General features: G+C 66.2%; 15 protein-coding genes and 1 other RNA gene. 5 read left to right on the top strand and 11 right to left on the bottom strand.

The genetic code is table 11. From position 1 onward, the window contains the following. Nucleotides 1-8: 8 nt before the first annotated feature. The 4 genes from rnpB to T331_RS0106420 form a co-directional block, all read right to left on the bottom strand. An RNA gene (rnpB, locus tag T331_RS19135) (RNase P RNA component class A) lies at nucleotides 9-392 on the bottom strand. 13 nt (nucleotides 393-405) lie between these two features. Next, nucleotides 406-1,080: an N-acetylmuramoyl-L-alanine amidase gene (locus T331_RS0106430; RefSeq protein WP_026439445.1), complete on the bottom strand. Its 675-nt coding sequence runs from the start codon at nucleotides 1,078-1,080 to the stop codon at nucleotides 406-408. Continuing rightward, nucleotides 1,080-1,712, bottom strand: coding sequence for a LysE family translocator (locus tag T331_RS0106425; protein ID WP_026439444.1), 633 nt, complete (start codon nucleotides 1,710-1,712; stop codon nucleotides 1,080-1,082). The genes T331_RS0106430 and T331_RS0106425 overlap by 1 nt, the downstream gene beginning before the upstream one ends. Nucleotides 1,713-1,720: 8 nt before the next feature. Continuing rightward, nucleotides 1,721-2,506 carry a TerB family tellurite resistance protein gene (locus T331_RS0106420; protein WP_026439443.1) on the bottom strand — a complete coding sequence of 262 codons (786 nt, stop codon included), beginning with the start codon at nucleotides 2,504-2,506 and terminating at the stop codon, nucleotides 1,721-1,723. Between the two features lie 120 nt (nucleotides 2,507-2,626). Here T331_RS0106420 and T331_RS0106415 point away from each other — a divergent pair, with 120 nt between their 5' ends. Next, on the top strand, nucleotides 2,627-5,464 hold the full coding sequence (locus tag T331_RS0106415; RefSeq protein ID WP_026439442.1) for an AsmA family protein: 2,838 nt from the start codon (nucleotides 2,627-2,629) through the stop codon (nucleotides 5,462-5,464). Nucleotides 5,465-5,717: 253 nt separating this feature from the next. Here the strand turns inward: T331_RS0106415 and T331_RS0106410 are convergent, their stop codons facing one another. After that, the gene (locus T331_RS0106410; protein ID WP_008493563.1) at nucleotides 5,718-6,044 is read right to left on the bottom strand and encodes an FYDLN acid domain-containing protein; all 327 of its coding nucleotides are present in this window, start codon (nucleotides 6,042-6,044) and stop codon (nucleotides 5,718-5,720) included. Nucleotides 6,045-6,143: 99 nt separating this feature from the next. Between T331_RS0106410 and aroA the strand changes: the two genes are divergently transcribed. Next, nucleotides 6,144-7,478, top strand: a complete 1,335-nt coding sequence (aroA, locus tag T331_RS0106405) for a 3-phosphoshikimate 1-carboxyvinyltransferase (RefSeq protein ID WP_026439441.1) — start codon at nucleotides 6,144-6,146, stop codon at nucleotides 7,476-7,478. After that, complete coding sequence (gene cmk / locus T331_RS0106400; RefSeq protein ID WP_026439440.1) at nucleotides 7,475-8,107, top strand: (d)CMP kinase; 633 nt, start codon at nucleotides 7,475-7,477, stop codon at nucleotides 8,105-8,107. The genes aroA and cmk overlap by 4 nt, the downstream gene beginning before the upstream one ends. Nucleotides 8,108-8,219: 112 nt before the next feature. Here the strand turns inward: cmk and T331_RS0106395 are convergent, their stop codons facing one another. Further along, entirely contained in the window at nucleotides 8,220-9,653 is a 1,434-nt protein-coding gene (locus tag T331_RS0106395) for an NAD-dependent succinate-semialdehyde dehydrogenase (RefSeq protein ID WP_026439439.1), read from the bottom strand. Nucleotides 9,654-9,912: 259 nt separating this feature from the next. Then, entirely contained in the window at nucleotides 9,913-11,235 is a 1,323-nt protein-coding gene (locus T331_RS0106390) for an aspartate aminotransferase family protein (protein ID WP_026439438.1), read from the bottom strand. Between the two features lie 259 nt (nucleotides 11,236-11,494). Between T331_RS0106390 and T331_RS0106385 the strand changes: the two genes are divergently transcribed. Together T331_RS0106385 and T331_RS0106380 are read left to right on the top strand one after the other, a co-directional pair. Next, complete coding sequence (locus tag T331_RS0106385) at nucleotides 11,495-12,526, top strand: DUF6976 family protein (RefSeq protein WP_026439437.1); 1,032 nt, start codon at nucleotides 11,495-11,497, stop codon at nucleotides 12,524-12,526. After that, nucleotides 12,523-12,858 carry a DUF952 domain-containing protein gene (locus T331_RS0106380; protein WP_026439436.1) on the top strand — a complete coding sequence of 112 codons (336 nt, stop codon included), beginning with the start codon at nucleotides 12,523-12,525 and terminating at the stop codon, nucleotides 12,856-12,858. Before T331_RS0106385 ends, T331_RS0106380 begins: the two co-directional genes overlap by 4 nt. Before the next feature lie 34 nt (nucleotides 12,859-12,892). On the opposite strand, the gene T331_RS0106375 is transcribed toward T331_RS0106380, so the two are convergent. The 4 genes from T331_RS0106375 to rpoZ all read right to left on the bottom strand — a co-directional run bounded on the left by T331_RS0106375 (nucleotide 12,893) and on the right by rpoZ (nucleotide 16,706). Continuing rightward, nucleotides 12,893-13,504, bottom strand: a complete 612-nt coding sequence (locus tag T331_RS0106375; RefSeq protein ID WP_081822146.1) for a flavin reductase family protein — start codon at nucleotides 13,502-13,504, stop codon at nucleotides 12,893-12,895. Nucleotides 13,505-13,619: 115 nt separating this feature from the next. Continuing rightward, nucleotides 13,620-14,024 (bottom strand): holo-ACP synthase, encoded by a 405-nt coding sequence (gene acpS, locus T331_RS0106370; protein ID WP_026439434.1) that lies wholly within the window; start codon nucleotides 14,022-14,024, stop codon nucleotides 13,620-13,622. Further along, on the bottom strand, nucleotides 14,024-16,288 hold the full coding sequence (locus T331_RS0106365; protein WP_051622210.1) for a RelA/SpoT family protein: 2,265 nt from the start codon (nucleotides 16,286-16,288) through the stop codon (nucleotides 14,024-14,026). The genes acpS and T331_RS0106365 overlap by 1 nt, the downstream gene beginning before the upstream one ends. A gap of 4 nt (nucleotides 16,289-16,292) precedes the next feature. Beyond that, entirely contained in the window at nucleotides 16,293-16,706 is a 414-nt protein-coding gene (gene rpoZ / locus T331_RS0106360) for a DNA-directed RNA polymerase subunit omega (RefSeq protein ID WP_026439432.1), read from the bottom strand. Nucleotides 16,707-16,765 lie beyond the last annotated feature (59 nt).

Raw genomic sequence — 16,765 nt, 5'->3', positions numbered from 1 at the left:
GGAAATAAAGATCCAGACGGCCTGTAAGCCGGGTTCTGTCCACGCGCCAAAGCGCGCTGGACGGCCATTCCTCTGGGACGGGTGTTGCCACCCGCCTCAAGCAACCAACCCGGGCGGCAAGCCGGAAATGCTTCGCGCCCCTGCCAAGGCAGGACGCCGGCCGCCCCTATTCGGTTTTGCTCCCGGTGGGGTTTTCCCTGCCCTTTGCGTTACCGCAAAGGCGGTGCGCTCTTACCGCACCCTTTCACCCTTACCCCGGCAAGCCGTGGCGGTTTGCTTTCTGTGGCACTGTCCCTGGGGTCACCCCCGCCGGCCGTTAGCCGGCACCGTCTTTCCGTGGAGCCCGGACTTTCCTCTGGCGGTTGCCCGCCAGCGGCCGTCCGGCCGTCTGGATCGGCGCGGTGCCTAGGGAGTTTCGGGGGCCGCGTCAACCAGCCGGCGTAAGGCAGCAGCCCGGCCGGTGGTGGGAGCATCCGGCGCGCCGGTGAGGTGCGCGGGCAGGAAATGGCGCTGAAAGGCGCGGATCACCGCGTCTTGCGGCAGGGTGATATCATAGCCGATGGCGGCGAGATCGGCCATCAGATCGCCGGGCGGGGCGTAATCGTCGGTCCAGATCCCCACCCCATGCGCGGCCAGCCAGGGCCAGTCGAACAGCTCGCCGGGGTCTTGTTTGCGGTTCGGGGCGATGTCGGAATGGGCAACGACATTGCGCGCCGGGATGGCGTGTCGGCGCAAAATGCCCTGGCAGAGCGCCAGCACCGCCTGCATCTGCGCCGGCGGGAAGGCGCGATAGCCCCATTCATGGCCGGGATTGACGATCTCGATGCCGATGGAGGCGCCGTTGAGCGCGCTTTTGCCGCGCCAGGAGGAAATGCCGGCATGCCAGGCGCGCATCGCCTCGGGCACCAGGTTGAAAACGGTGCCATCCTCGTCGATCACGTAATGGGCGGAGACTTTCGCGCGCGGCGCCTTCAGCAGATCGATGGCGGCGCGCCCGGTCGGCATCCCGGTATAATGCAGCACCAGATGCGAGACGGGTTCCTCCCGCGCATCGAAATTCGGCGAGGGCTCGAAGATCATCAGCCGGCCGGGCGGCGGGTGAGCAGCAGGCCGAGACCGAGGCAGATCATCGCCCCGCCCGCCGCCTGGCGCACCCGGATGACGGCATTGCCGCGCCCGGTGAAGAGCCGCTTCAACCTGGCGGCGGCCAGCGCCATGATCGCGTCCGAGGCGGTGTAGAGCAGGATCGCCATCAGCCCGAGGGCGAGGAATTGCAGCGCCACATGGCCGGCCGACGGGGCGATGAATTGCGGCAGGAAGGCCAGGAAGAAGGCGGCGGTTTTGGGGTTGAGGGCGGAGACGGCCAGCCCGTCCCGCCAGGCCCGCGCCAGCCCGGCGCGGCCGCGGATGGGGGCGGTGTTGGTCGCCGCGCCGGCCTTGCGGATGGTGCTGAGGCCGATCCAGATCAGATAGACCGCCCCGGCCAGTTTCAGGACGGTGAAAAGCTGCGCGCTGGCCAGCACCAAAGCCGAAAGCCCGGCCGCGCCCAGCATCACCTGCACCACCCCGCCCGAGCCGGTGCCGAGGCTGGAGGCCAGCCCTTCCAGCGTGCCGCCGGCCAGCGAGCGGCTGATCACGTAGGTCATGCCCGGCCCCGGCAAAATCGCCAGCATCAGGCAGGCCAGGAAAAACACGCCGAGATGCTGGAACATTTTGTCCTCTATGCCTGGGCGCGCTTGATCGCGTCATAGGCGGCGTTGATCCGCGCCACCTTCTGCGAGGCGGCCTCGATCATCGCCGGGGACGCGCCGCGCGCCGCCAGACTGTCAGGATGGGTCTCGCGCATCAGCTGTTTCCAGCGGGCGCGGATTTCATCGGCGCTGGCCTGCCGGCGCACGCCCAGCACCAGATACGGATCCTCGGACGGCGCCTGCGGCGGTGGGGTGCCCTGCCCGGCGCGCCGCGCCGCCGCCTCGCCCAGCCCGAAGGCGTAGGCGACGCGGGAGAGGAAATCCGCCTCCGCGCTGTTCACCGGGCCGTCGGCGCGGGCGATCTGATACAGCCCGGCCAGCACCTGCTCCAGCGGGGTCTTGTCATCGGCGAAGGCCTGGCCGAGCTGGGTGGCGTAGCTCTCGAAACCGGCGACGCTCTCGCGGGCGCTGTCAAAGAGTTTCGCCACCTCGCCCATGCTGGCGGGGGGAATCGCGAAGCTGGCCTTGAAGGCGTCGATTTCCAGCCGGCTCACCGGCCCGTCGCATTTGCACAGCTTGGCCGCCAGCACGGTGACGCCGATGGCGAAAACCTGGTCGCGCCGGCCCATCATCGCCGCCAGACGCAGCGGGTCGAATGGCATGGCGCGGCCGGCGAAGCCCTGCAGATTGGGGGTGAAGCCGTTCAGCTTGCCTTCATCCGCCGCGTGGCCCAGCGCCGCGCCGAACAAAGCCCCCACCGGGCCGCCCATGGCGAAGCCCGCCATGCCGCCGATAAACTTGCCCCAATAGCTCATATACCCCGCCTAGCACAGCGCCGCCCTTGAACCCAACCACACAATGGGACATTCACCATGGCGGGTTTAGGGGGCCAGAGCTCACTAAATGATAAATGAGAGACAGGTTCACAAGCTGACGTGACGCGCAAACATCTTCTTTGGGCCGGCCCGCTGGCGTTGCTGGTGGCGCTGGGGGCCGCGTTGCTGGCGCTGCCCAGCTTTGTCGCGGCGCCGGCGCACCGGACGGCGGTGGAGGCCTTCGCCTCGCGCCTGACCGGGCGGGATGTGCATATCAGCGGCAAGCTCTCTCTGTCCTACTTCCCGCAGCCCGAGATCACCGCCACCGGCATCACCATTTCCGGGCCGGACAAGGAAGTGATCACCGCGCATGCGCTGTCGCTCGATCTGGCGCTGGCGCCGCTGCTGCAAGGCCAGCTCGCCGCCCGCACGCTGGATCTGGACACGCCCAACATCACCTTCCCCTGGCCGCTGCCCGGGGGCATCAGCGCCATCGCCCCGCCGCCCTGGCTGGCGGCGCTGCACGCCCATATCAAGAATGGCCGGATCAATTTCGGCGCCGCCGATTTCACCGATGTCAATGCCGATCTGTTCACCGGCGCCGGCGGCAGCGTCAGCGTCTCGGGCAATGGCAAGCTGCAGACACATGATGTCTCGCTGAGCCTCGCCGTCGGCGAGACGGAGGCGGACGGCGCGGCGCAGATAACCCTGCACGCCGGGCTGGGCGGGGCCAGCGCGCATTTCGCCGGGGCGCTGAACGCGCAGAGCGAGCTGGCCGGGCAGCTGAACCTGGCCCTGCCCGACCATGCCAGCGTCAGCACCCAGATCAGCGCCGACGCGAACGGCATCAGCGCCGAGGATATCAGCGCCAGCCAGGACAAGCTGGCGTTGCACGGCACCGCGCATCTGGCCTTCGCGCCGCTGGGGCTGCGGGCGGATCTGACCGGCCAGGGGCTGGATCTCGACCAGCTGACCAAGCTGTCGCCGCTCTGGCCCGGCGGGCTGGCGACCGAGCTGCATCTCGATGCCGCGAATGTGAGTCTGGCCGGCAGGAGCTTCCCGGCCTTGCGGGCGACGCTGAAGACCAGCCCCGCCGGCAGTGCCGTCTCCGGCCTCACGCTGGGTCTGCCCGGCGGCGCTAGCCTCAGCGGCGATCTGACAACCTCGCCCAACCAGGATCTCTCCGGCAGGCTGAGCCTCGCCGCGCCGGACCTGACGGCGCTGGCAAGCGGGCTAGGGCTGCCGGCCGTGCCCGGCTGGACGAGCGCCAGCCTGCAGGCACAGCTGGGCGGCACGCGCGACGCGCCGGACCTCACCGACATCACCGGCACGCTGGGCGCGGACCATGTGAATGGCCGGGTGGTCCTCTCCGCCGGGCATGCCGCCTTCCGGCTCGCCTTCGACCAGCTCGACCTCGCATCGCTGGCGGCGTGGCTGGCGCAGCGCCCGCTGGGCGGCGGCGTCAGCGTCGCCGGCGAACTCACCGCCGCCCATGCGGTGGCGGGGCCGCTGAAGCTGAGCAATCTGTTCATCGACGCGGATATGAGCGCGCAGCTCGATATCCGCCGCGCCACCGCCTCGCTCTATGGCGGCATCGCCAATGGCAGCGTGACACTGGACCGCGACTTCAAGGTGACCTCCGCCCATGCGGTGCTGGACCTGCCCTCCGCCGCGCCCCTCGCCGCCTTGCTGCCGCAGGATGTGAAGCTACCGGCGGAGCTGCTGCGCCCGCATCTCAGCCTGGTACTGGCCGCCGCCGGGCCGCCCAACGCGCTTTCGACCAGCGCCGTCGCCACGCTGGGGGATTTCACCCTCACCGCCGCACCGGTGATCGATCTCACCAAGCCCAGCGCCAGCGGCGCGCTCTCGCTGCGCCACCCGGACGCGATCGCGGCGCTGAAGCTGCTCGGGCTGGGGGGCGGCTGCTCGCGCATGGCGCCGCTGCCGGGCTATCCGTTCCAGGGTGGGAGCCTGCCTTGCAGCGCCGGGGTGAATGATCCTGGCCTCGCCTTCCCTGGCCCCGGCGCGCTGGCGCTGCGCGCGCGGTTTTCCGCCGCCCCCGGCAGCGCAGGGCTGAATGATTTCGTGCTCAGCGCCGGGCAGCTGAACGCTTCCGGCCAGATCATGCTGACCCAAGACAAATCCGGCGGCAAGCTCAGCGGCCAGATCGATGCCGGCACGCTGGCCTTGCCGAAGCTGCCCGCCAGCCTGCAGATGCCGGGCAGCCTGCCGGTGAGCGGGCAGATCGCGCTGAAGGCGAACCAGGTGCTTTATGCCGGCACGCCGGTCTTTGGCGCCACCGCCGGCACGCTTTCCTTCGCACCGGATCAGGCGCGCCTGACGCTGGATGATGCCGCCATCGGCACTGGCAAGCTCTCCGGCAGCGCCACGCTGAAGCTCGACCCCAAGGCGCCGCCGGCGCTGAGCGCGAAATTCCTTGCGGATGGCATCGATGCCGGAGCGCTGGCCCTGCCGCAGAGCTTCCCGCTGACCCTGACCAGCGGCCAGCTGAGCGCCACCGCGAGCCTCACCGCCAGCGGCTATAGCGCGAAAACCTGGGCGGCGACGCTGGGCGGCAGCGCCACCATCACCGCCAGCAACGGCACGCTGAGCGGGCTCTCGCTGCCGGACCTGGCCAGCGCGCTGAGCACGACACCCCGCCCGGCGCTGAGCAAGAGCCTGTCGGGCGGGACGACGCCGTTTGCCACCTTGTCTCTGGCGGCGACGATCGCGCAAGGCAATTGCACCCTGACCCAGGCGCAGCTCACCGCCCCCGCCGGCACGCTGGCGGCGAGCGGCACGATCGATCTGTTCGAATCGACGCTGGCGCTGAAGTTGGGCGCCACCCCTGCAGTGAAGCCGCAGCTGACGCTGAGCGTTCGGCTCTCCGGCCCGTGGGGCAAGCCGGGGCGAGAATATGATCTGAAGGACGCCACCGGCTGGAAGCCAGGAAGTTAGGGCAAGGAAAAACCCCTTCCGCATCGCGGAAAGGGGTTCGGGTGTCGCAACGCCCCGGCCTCAGGTCGCAAAAGTTTTTTGGTGCCGCTTTTTTTCAAAAAAGCGGCGAAGAACCTGGGGGCAGTTTTACCCCCCTCAAAAACTTTTGCGCTTAGAGCATCAAGCTTTTAGCTTGATGCTCTAACTTTTATTTATGCGAGCAATTTTACGTGTTTATCTTGACGCTCCCGCGTCAACCTAAACACATATTGCTCTAGCGCTCGTCGTCGCCGGCTTCGGTCTGCACGTCGATATCGGCGTCGATGTCGGAGGTGTCGTCCTCCATGTCGTCCGCATCTTCCAGGATGTCGTCATCGTCCGCGTCGTCGGGCACTTCCACATCCACGTCATCCCCGTCGATCGCCGGCTTGGCGACCTTCTTCTGCTCATCCGGCAGCGGCGCGGCGCGCTTCAGGCGCGGCTGCTCGGCCGGCTGCTCGGTGCCGCATTTCGGGCAAACGGCCGGCGCCTTGCCGAGATCGAAGAAGCGCGCGCCGCAGGACACGCAGGTATGTTTTTCGCCAAGCTCAGGTTTTGCCATGTCAAACCTCGGATGAAGGGGCCGTATCAATCAGGGGCGGGGCGATGCCATGCCATCGCTTCTATGTCAAACACCATCAGCCGTGCTAAGCGCGCGCGCATGGATCAGTCATCACCCCGTCCCCAAATCTCCCGCCGCCCGGCGGGCGCGCTCAATGGCCGCCTGCATGTTCCGGGCGATAAATCCATCAGCCACCGCGCTCTGATGTTCGGCGCGCTGGCCGTCGGCCAGACCCGCATCACCGGGCTTCTGGAAGGCGAAGACGTGCTGCGCACCGCCGCCGCGATGCGGGCCTTGGGCGCGGAGATCACCCGCGAGGGGGCGGACTGGCTGGTCAGCGGGCGCGGCATTGGCGGGCTGGTGGAGCCGAAGGATGTACTGGATATGGGCAATTCCGGCACCGCGGCGCGGCTGCTGGCCGGCATCCTCGCCACCCATCCGCTCTACGCGGTGATGACCGGCGATGCCTCGCTGCGCACCCGGCCGATGAGCCGGGTGACCGTGCCGCTGGCGCAGACCGGGGCGCAGTTTTTCGCGCGTGAGGGCGGGCGGCTGCCGTTGACGATTCTCGGTGCAAAAGAGCCGATGCCCCTCACCTACCGGCTGCCGGTGGCTTCCGCCCAGGTGAAATCCGCCGTGCTGCTGGCCGGCCTGAACGCGCCGGGCTTCACCGAGGTGGAGGAGCCGGAGCCGACCCGCGACCATTCCGAAAACATGCTGCGGCATTTCGGCGCGGACGTGACCGTCACCCAGGCCGGGGCCGGCCGGCATATCCGGCTGAAGGGCCAGCCGGAGCTGCGCGCCGCCGATGTGGCGGTGCCGGGTGATCCCTCCTCCGCCGCCTTCCCCGTCGCCGCCGCCTTGCTGGTGCCGGGCAGTGCGGTGACCATCGCCAATGTCGGCCTCAACCCGCTGCGCACCGGGCTGTTCCTGACGCTGCGCGAGATGGGCGCGAAGCTGGTGGTCGAGAACCAGCGTCTGGAGGGCGGCGAGCCGGTGGGTGACCTCACCGCGCATTTCTCCGCGCTGCGCCCAGTGGATGTGCCGGCGGAGCGCGCACCGAGCATGATCGACGAATATCCGGTGCTGGCGGTGCTGTGCGCCGCCGCCAACGGCACCTCGCGCCTGCGCGGCCTGGCCGAGCTGCGGGTGAAGGAGAGCGACCGCCTCGCCGCCACCGCTGCCCTGCTGCGGGTGAACGGGGTGAATGTCGAGATCGAGGGGGATGATCTGCTGGTGCACGGCACCGGCGAAATCCCTGGCGGCGGGCTGGTGGAGACGCATATGGACCATCGCCTGGCGATGTCCGCCCTGGTGATGGGCCAGGCGGCGCGCGAGGCGGTGCGGATCGACGATGCGAGTTTCATCGACACCTCCTTCCCCGCCTTCCTGAAGCTGATGCGCGGCCTGGGTGCTGAGATGGTGGCCGCGTGATCATCATCGCCATCGACGGCCCGGCGGCGGCGGGCAAGGGCACGCTGGCCAAGCGCCTCGCCGCGGCGCTGAAGCTGCCTTATCTGGATACCGGCCTGCTCTACCGCGCCACCGCCAAGCGGGTGCTGGAGAGCGGGGGCGACCCGACCAACGAGCTGGACGCCATCGCCGCCGCCTGGGAGCTGAGCGAGGCCGACACCGCGCGGGGCGATCTGCGCGATGCCGCCACGTCAAAGGCGGCCAGTCAGGTGGCGGGCATTCCGGCGGTGCGCGAGGCGCTGCTGGCCTATCAGCGCGCCTACGGCAACACCAGGGGCGCGGTGCTGGATGGGCGCGATATCGGCACGGTGATTTTCCCGCAGGCGGATGTGAAGCTCTATATCACCGCCAGCGTCGAGGCGCGAGCGAAGCGCCGGCATGCTGAGTTTCTGGCCAAGGGCGAGAGCGTGGCGCTGGCGCAGGTGATCGCGGATGTGGCGGCGCGGGATGCGGCGGATAGCAGCCGGGCGACGGCACCGCTGCTGCCGGCGGAGGATGCCGTGCATATCGACACGACGGAGCTGAACGCCGACGAGGCGTTCGCGGCGGCCTTGCGCGTCGTGCAGCAGAAAACCGGGATCAAAAAATAAAAGTTTTTGGGGGCGTGGGGGCTTTTTGAAAAAAGCCCCCACTTCTTTCTTGGGGTGTTTTTGAAAAAACACCCCAAACCCCCAAAAACTTTTATAACTTTAGGCTGACGCCTTAGGCGCCGGCCTGGGTCACGAATTTGGTGACCAGATAAGGCTCCAGCCCCTCGGCGCCGCCTTCGGAGCCATAGCCAGAATCCTTCACGCCACCGAACGGGGTTTCCGGCATGGCCAGACCGTTATGGTTGATCGTCACCATGCCGGCTTCGATATCCGCGCCCAAAGCCGCCGCCTGACGGGTATTGCGGGTGAAGGCATAGGAGGCCAGGCCATAGTCCAGACGGTTCGCCTCGGCCACCACCTCGTCATAAGTGGCGAAGGGCATGAACGCCGCCAGCGGGCCGAACGGCTCCTCATTCATCACCTTGGCCTCCAGCGTGACATCGGTCAGCACCGTCGGCTCGAAGAAATAGCCCTTGTTGCCGGCGCGCTTGCCGCCAGTGCGCACCTTCGCGCCCTTGGAGACGGCGTCGGCGATGATGCTCTCCATCGCGCTCACACGGCGGTCATTGGCGAGCGGGCCCATCGTGGTGCCTTCATCCAGGCCGTTGCCGAGCTTGATCGCCTGCACCTTGCCGATGAACTTCTCCAGGAACGGCTCATAGGCACCCTGCTGGATCAGGAAGCGGGTCGGCGCCACGCAGACCTGGCCGGCATTGCGGAACTTGGCGGCGGCCAGCACCGTGGCGGCCTGGTCGAGATCTGCATCGTCGAACACGATCGCCGGGGCATGGCCGCCCAGCTCCATGGTCACGCGCTTCATATGCTTGCCGGCCAGAGCCGCCAGATGCTTGCCAACCGGGGTGGAGCCGGTGAAGGAGATTTTCCTCACGGTCGGGTGCGGGATCAGATGTTCGGAGATCTCCGCCGGCACGCCAAAGACGATCTGCACCACGCCGGTCGGCACGCCGGCATCCACATAGGCGCGCACCAGCTCGGCACAGCTGGCCGGGGTTTCCTCCGGGCCTTTCAAGATGAAGGCGCAGCCCGCCGCCAGCGCCGCGGAAATTTTGCGCACCGCCTGGCTGACCGGGAAATTCCACGGGGTGAAGCCGGCAACCACGCCCACCGGCTCACGCACGGAAAGCTGGTACACGCCCGGGGTGCGGGCGGGAATGACACGGCCATAGGCGCGGCGGCCTTCCTCGGCGAACCAATCGATCACATCCGCCGAAACCGTCAGCTCGGTCTTGGCTTCCGCCAGCGGCTTGCCCTGCTCCTGGGTCATCAGCTTGGCGATTTCAGGCGTGCGCTCGCGCAGAATATCCGCCGTCTTGCGCAGAATTTTGCCGCGCTCGAACGCCGACATCTTGCGCCACACGGCAAAGCCCTTGGCCGCCCAGTCCAGCGCCTCGTCCAGATCCGCCTTGCTGGCATGGGCCAGCTTGCCGATCACCTCTTCGGTCGCCGGGTTCAGAATCTCGAGGGTCTTGTTGCCCTCCGCCGCGCGCCATTTGCCGCCAATATGCAGCAATACGTCCTGATACATTCTTGCTCCTCCGGAGTTGTAAACAAACCCGGACCGCATATGGCGGCCCGGGGCTTGGATGTCATCGCTGGATTTTGAAAACCTGCCTCCCGGCGCGGTTTTCCTGGTTCAAAGATCTGCTGAAAATAATCAAAAGTTTTTTGGGGCCGCACCTTTTTTTCAAAAAAGGGGCGGAAAGACGTGGGGAGTTTTTGAAAAAACTCCCCACACCCCCAAAAACTTTTGCCAGTTTTTCAGGGCATTATCTTCATTCCGCCTCTCAGTTTTCCTTCACCAGCTTGCGCATGATGTCGGTCATCTCATTGATCTGCTCGGCCGTGGCGGCAAAAGGCGGCGCCAGCACCAGGCTGTCACCGGCGGAGCGCAGCACCAGCCCCTGCTCGAAGGCCTTGCAGAGGATCTTGAAGCCGCGCTCGCCCGGCTTGCCCTGCGGCGCCAGCTCGACCGCGCCGAGCAGCCCGTAGCCGCGCGTATCCACCACCCCATCCATGCCCTTGAAGCTGCCGATCTGCTCCAGGAAGGCCGGGGCCAGGGATTTCACCCGGTCGAACGTGCCTTCCTCGCGATAGATCTTCAGCGTCGCCAGGCCGGCGGCGCAGGCGGCGGGATGGGCGGAATAGGTATAGCCGTGGAACAGCTCGATGCTGTTTTCCGGCGACGAATCGAAGATCGCCTGCTGCACCTCATCCTTCACCGCCACCGCCGCCATCGGGATGGAGCCGTTGGTCAGCGCCTTGGCCATGGTGATGATGTCCGGGGTGACGCCGAAGGTCTGCGAGGCAAAAGCCTCGCCGGTGCGCCCGAAACCGGTGATCACCTCATCGAAGATCAGCAGGATGCCATGCTTGGTGCACAGCTCGCGCAGGCGCTTCAGATAGCCCTTCGGCGGCACCAGAATGCCGGTGGAGCCGGCAATCGGCTCGACGATGCAGGCGGCGATGGTATCCGCCCCGTGCAGATTGACGAACCGCTCCAGATCGTCGGCGAGGTCGGCGCCATGCGTGCCCTCGCCCATCTCGAACATGTTTTCCTGGATGCGGGTGTGGCGCAGATGCGAAACGCCCGGCAGGCCAGTGCCGAAGGCCTTGCGGTTGGCGACCATGCCGCCGACCGACATGCCGCCCAGATTCACGCCATGATAGCCGCGCTCGCGGCCGATGAAGCGCACACGCTGCGCCTCGCCCCGCGCACGGTGATAGGCCAGCGCCATTTTCAGCGCGGTATCCGCGGCCTCGGAGCCGGAGCCGGCGAAAAAGACGCGGTTGATGCCATCGGGGAGCAGTTGCGCCACCTCGGTGGCGAGGCGGAAGGCGGTCGGCACGCCATATTGGAAGGGCGGCGCGTAATCCAGCTCCTCCATCTGCTTGGCCACCGCCTCGCGAATCTCGCGCCGCCCATGGCCGAGCGGGATGCAATAGAGGCCCGAGGAGCCATCCAGCAGTTTTTCCCCACGCGTATTATAATAATAAACACCCTCGGCCCGGGCGATGAGGCGCGGCTGCTCCTGGAACTGCCGGTTCGCGGTGAAGGGCATCCAGTGATGGATAAGGGGGACGTTGCTTGGGCGGGTCGCGGCGCTCATTGCCAATCACTCCGGTAGATTTGCGGTCAGTTTACAATTTTAAACAGTCTTGCAAAGCGTTTTCTTCCGCCCCGGGGACCGCCAGGCATGAGAAAAAGACGCGGCGGCCATGCATTTGTAAGTTGTCGGCTTTGTTGCTGTGGTACAGATTAACAACGCACGGTTTTGTTACTTTTTTTACGTTGCACGCAGACTTAGAAAGCCAGAAACGAGGCTATATCTATTTGGAAAATCTTATTTCTGCGACAGACGCGTGGCAATGATCGATAGTTTAGCTGGCAGCCGCGCCGTGGCCACCCCAAAGGACGTGTCGCGGCTGATCGAGGCGGGGCATGTCTTGATCGTCGCCGGGGAGGAGGCAACCCTGTCCCAGCTGCCGGCGGGGCGATGGATCGGCGGGACCACCGCCTGGTTCCTGCTGCCGGACGGGGTGGGGCCCGCGCAGGGGCGGCTGATTTATACCGATCTCACCGGCATCGCCCGGCATGCCGCCTTGTTCGCATTCGACGAGACGGAGCTGCCGCATCTCAGCACCTTCTATCCGCCGCATGGCTTCGCGGTGCTGCTGCTGCCCGGGCGCAGCGCCCTGCTGGAGCGCGTCGCCACCGACATGCTGGATTGGGACGGCTTGTATAACGCGCCGCTGACCGGCTGGGTGAGCGGCGTGGCATTGGAGGCGCTGGGGCAAAGCACGCCGAAGATCTTCTGCGGCAATGGCACCCCGCATGATGACCGCGCGGCGCTGCTCTATGTCACCTTGCCGAACGAGCTTTATCCGGAGCTGAGCGTGATCAACCCGTTCGGCGTCGGCGCCGGCCCGGGCATCGTGTTTCCGGATCGCGGCTATGCCAGCGCCGGGCTGTGCCGGATCGGCGGCGAGACGATGCGGCTGCGCGCGTTTCTCGACCAGGCCGTGGCCGATCCGGGGTTGCCGCTGATCGCCGACCGGGATGGCGCCCTCGTCAATAACACCATTCTCAACCCCGGCGCGGCGCAGGAGGCGGTCGAGTTTCTCTGCCCGCTCGATCCCGGCCTGATGTACCGCTTCGCCGAGCCCCTGCCGGCCTATGAGGCCGCCTTTGCCCGCGCCGCGCGCGATCTCGATCTAGGCGGCGCCGTGCTGTCCGCCTTATGTATCGGCAGCGTGCGGCATCTGACCGCCGAAATGCGCCGCTATCTGCCGGCGATCGCGCCGGTGACGTTCGGGCAGATCGGCTACACGGTTTTGACTCAGACGCTGACCTGCCTGAATATCCATCGCCTCGATGAACCGGCGGCGCAATCCAAATGACAGACGAGACAGCCTATAAGATTTTGACCGCGCCGCAATTCGCGGCCTTGCAGGCGGGCCGCTTCGAGGGCGCGCCGGTGGATGTGGCGGATGGCTATATCCATCTCTCCACGGCGGCGCAGCTGGATGAGACGCTGGCCAAGCATTTTGCCGGGCAGGAGGGGCTGGTGATCGCCGCCGTGCCGCTGGCGCGGCTGGGCGAAGCGCTGCGCTGGGAGGTTTCACGCGGCGGCGCGCTGTTTCCGCATTTCTATGGCCGGCTGGAGATGCGCCATGTCAGCGCTTCCACGGCGCTGAGCCGGGATGCGCAAGGGCGGGCTTTGTTGCCTTGAAGCGTAGGGGCTTTTTGGAAAAAGCCCCCCTCATTCAGGCCGGGCGCTTCATGTCGAAGCGGCTTTCGGGGCGGATTTCCGCGTAGGCGGAAGGGCCGCCGGCGCGCAGGATGATGCCGGCATTGAAAGTGTCGAACACGCCATCTTTCAGCAGGCTCTGGTCGATATGCACGGCGACGACCTCGCCCAGCACCAGATAGGCACCGCTGGGCACGCCGGCGGCACTTTTCAGCGTGACGATCTCGGAGAGTTTGCACTCGAAATTCACCATGGCGGCAGCGACCATTGGCGGCGCCACCAGTCTCGCCGGGGCTTTTTCCAGCTTCGCCAGGGTGAACTCATCGGTGCCGTAGGGCACAGCGGCGCAGCTTTCATTCATCTGCTCGGCCAGGGCGCGGTTGGCGAGGTTCCAGACGAACTCACCGGTTTCCTCGATATTGCGCAGGCTGTCCTTGCGGGTGGTGCTGGAGAAGCCGATGATCGGCGGGGTGTAGCAGAAGGCGTTGAAGAAGCTGTAGGGTGCGAGATTGACGCTGCCATCCGCACCTTTGGTGGAGACCCAGCCGATGGGGCGCGGCCCGATGATGGCATTGAACGGATCATGCGCCAGCCCATGGCCGGCCTTCGGTTCATAAAAATGCTTCACGCGCCTCTCCCTCAAAAAACCAAAAGTTTTTGGTGCAGCTTTTTTCAAAAAGCTGCGAAAATGTTTGGGGCGATGGCAACCACGCCGCCAACACCCCGAACGTAAGTAGGGCGCTTTACCCCTCCGGCACCGCCGAAATAATCACCTGCGCGTAGGCATAAGGATATTCATCCGTCAGCGACACGAAGATGCTGGGCTTCATCCCCGGCGGGGTCAGCGCCCGCAGCCGCGCCAACGCGTCGCCATGCAGTTCCATCGTCGGCTGGCCGGAGGGCAGATTGACCACCCGCAGATCCGACATGAACACGCCGCGCGAAAATCCGGTGCCGAGCGCCTTGGCGCAGGCCTCCTTGGCGGCGAAGCGCTTGGCGTAGCTGGGGGCGCGGAAATGCGCCCGGCGTTCGCTGCGCTTACGCTCCAGCTCAGAGAACACCCGTTGCGTGAAGCGCTCGCCATGCTTTTCCAGCACCTGCTCGATGCGGCGGATATCGCAGATATCCGAGCCCAGACCGATGATCATCAGTTACGCGCCCGCTCCACCTGGGCGATGCCGGCGGCCGCCCGCAGCCCCGCCACCACCTGGTTGAGATGGCGGGTGTCGCGCACCTCGATATCCACCAGCGCCTCGAAGAAATCCTGCTGGCGATGCACGATTTTCAGATTGGAGATGGCCCCCTCCTGCTTCGCCACCGCATTGGTGAGCGAGGCCAGGGCGCCGGTGCTGTTGCTGGCGATCACACTCACCCGGCCGGTGAAATTGCGCGCCCGCGCCTCCATCCGGCTCAGCGCCTCCTCGTTCCAGTCGACATCGATGAAGCGCTCGGGCGTGGCGTTGAATTGTTCGAGCTGGGCGCAATCCTTGGCATGGATGGTGATCGGCTTGCCGGTGGTGACGATTCCGACGATCTTGTCGCCCGGCAGCGGATGGCAGCAGCCGGCATAATGCACATCCATCCCGGCGACGAGGCCGGTGATCGGGCTGCCGGCATCGCCGCGCGTGGTGGTGCGCGGCGAACGGGCGGAAAGCGCGCCGCCCATGAAGGCCGGCATCATGCGCGGAGCGCGCACTTCCTTCAGCTCCGGATAGGCGGCGTGCACCACATCCTTCGGCCCGATCAGCCCCGTCGCCACCGCGACGTAGAGATCGTCCACACTCGCCTGCTTCAGCGTTTTGGCAACCGGCTCCAGCACTTTTTCGGAGCCGTCGACACCGTCCTGGCGGAAGGCCTTCATCAGCAGCGACTTGCCGGAATCCCGATGCTGGTCGCGCATCTGCTGGGCGAGGAAGCGGCGGATGCGCGCGCGCGCCTTGCCGGTGGTGACGAAGCGCTCCCAGGCCGGGCTCGGCGTGCCGCCGCGCGCGGTGAGGATTTCCACCTGATCGCCATTCTGCAGCTCATAGCGCAGCGGCATCAGCTTGCCATTGATGCGCGCGCCGACACAGCTATCGCCGATCTGGCTGTGCACCGCGTAGGCGAAATCGACCGAGGTGGCGCCGCGCGGCAGCTGGATCAGCTGGCCCTTCGGCGTGAAGCAGAACACCTGGTCCTGATAGAGCTCAAGCTTGGTGTTTTCGAGAAACTCATCCGGTGCGGCGGAGTTTTCGAGAATTTCCAGCAGGTCCTTGACCCAGCCGAACTGCTTGACGTCGGCGGCCGAGGCGTCGCTCTGTTTATAGAGCCAGTGCGCGGCGACACCGGCTTCCGCCACCGCCTGCATGTCCGGGGTGCGGATCTGGATTTCGATTTTCTGGTTACGCGGCTGGCGTAGCGTCACCCCGGTATGCAGCGACTGGTAGCCATTGCTCTTGGGCGTGGAGATGTAATCCTTGAAGCGCCCGGCGATCACCGGGTAGGCGGCGTGGATGGCGCCCAGCGCCACATAGCATTCCGCGCGCGAGGGCACGATGATGCGAAACGCCATGATGTCCGAGAGCTGCTCGAAGCTGACATTCTGCCGCTTCATTTTCTGCCAGATGGAGAAAGGCGATTTCTCACGCCCGGAGAGCTCGACCACGCTCACCCCGGCCTCCTTGCAGACGCGGGTCAGCTCCTGGCGCACCTCCTCGATGACATCCGCCCCCTGCCCGCGCAGATAATTCAGGCGGGTCTGGATGGTGTCGTAGGCTTCGGGCTCGATCTCGGCGAAAGAGCGGTTCTGCAGCTCGGTCTTCACCGCCTCCATGCCGATGCGCTCGGCCAGGGGGGCGTAGATATCCATCGTCTCGCGGGCGATGCGCACCCGCCGGTGTGCGGCAGAGACCGCGCCCAGCGTGCGCATATTATGCAGCCGGTCCGCGAGCTTGACGATGAGAACCCGGATATCCTTGCTCATCGCCAGCACCAGCTTGCGGAAATTCTCCGCCTGCTTGGTCCGGTCCGATTGCAGCTCCAGCCTTGTCAGCTTGGTGACGCCGTCCACCAAGGCGGCGATTTCCGCGCCGAAGCGCTTCTGCAGCTCCGCCAGCGTGATGCTGGTATCCTCCACCGTATCATGCAGCAAGGCGGTGATGATGGAGGCGGCGTCCAGCTTGTAGCTGGCGAGAATGCCCGCCACCGCCAGCGGGTGGGTGACATAGGGCTCGCCATTATCGCGCTTCTGGTCGGCATGGGCCAGTTCGGCGACGCCGTAGGCCTCGTCGATCAGCGCCGGGTCGGCCTTGGAATCATAAGCGGCGATCCGCGACAGCAATCCCGCGAGTTCGGGATGAAAGCTGGGCGACGCGCCGCTGAGCCCCTCAGGGGCGCGGACCAGGCTCAAACGCCAGCAGCCTGTCCGCAGCATGGTGTCAGCGGCGCGAGGACTTGCCGCCGAGCTCCGCCTCGATCGCGGCCTGGATATCCTCGGCGGACATGATGTCCTCGCCCTCGGCAGCCATGGCGGCGGCCTCTTCCTCGGCGGAGACATCCTGCAGGCCGAAGATGTTCTGGTCGGTCGGGATCAGATCCATCACCTCTTCATCCACCGGCTCCGGCTCGGGCACGCGCGAGAGGGATTTGATCAGATCCTGCTCCAGATGCGGCAGCTCTACCGTCTCATCGGCGATTTCGCGCAGCGCCACCACCGGATTCTTGTCATTGTCCCGGTCAATGGTCAGCTGCTCGCCGCGGCTGATATTGCGGGCACGCTGCGCCGCGAGCAGAACCAGCTCAAAGCGGTTCGGCACCTTCAAAACGCAGTCTTCGACAGTTACGCGGGCCATACGGGGTACGCTCCAAGGCAGAAAATGAAAGAGTGCCTTACCGCAGGCGCGGCAGGGAG

It is taken from the genome of Acidocella facilis ATCC 35904 (genome assembly GCF_000687875.1).
Taxonomy (GTDB): domain Bacteria; phylum Pseudomonadota; class Alphaproteobacteria; order Acetobacterales; family Acetobacteraceae; genus Acidocella; species Acidocella facilis.
Note: the sequence above shows the minus strand (reverse complement) of the source record. Positions and strands in the feature narration are given on the sequence as shown.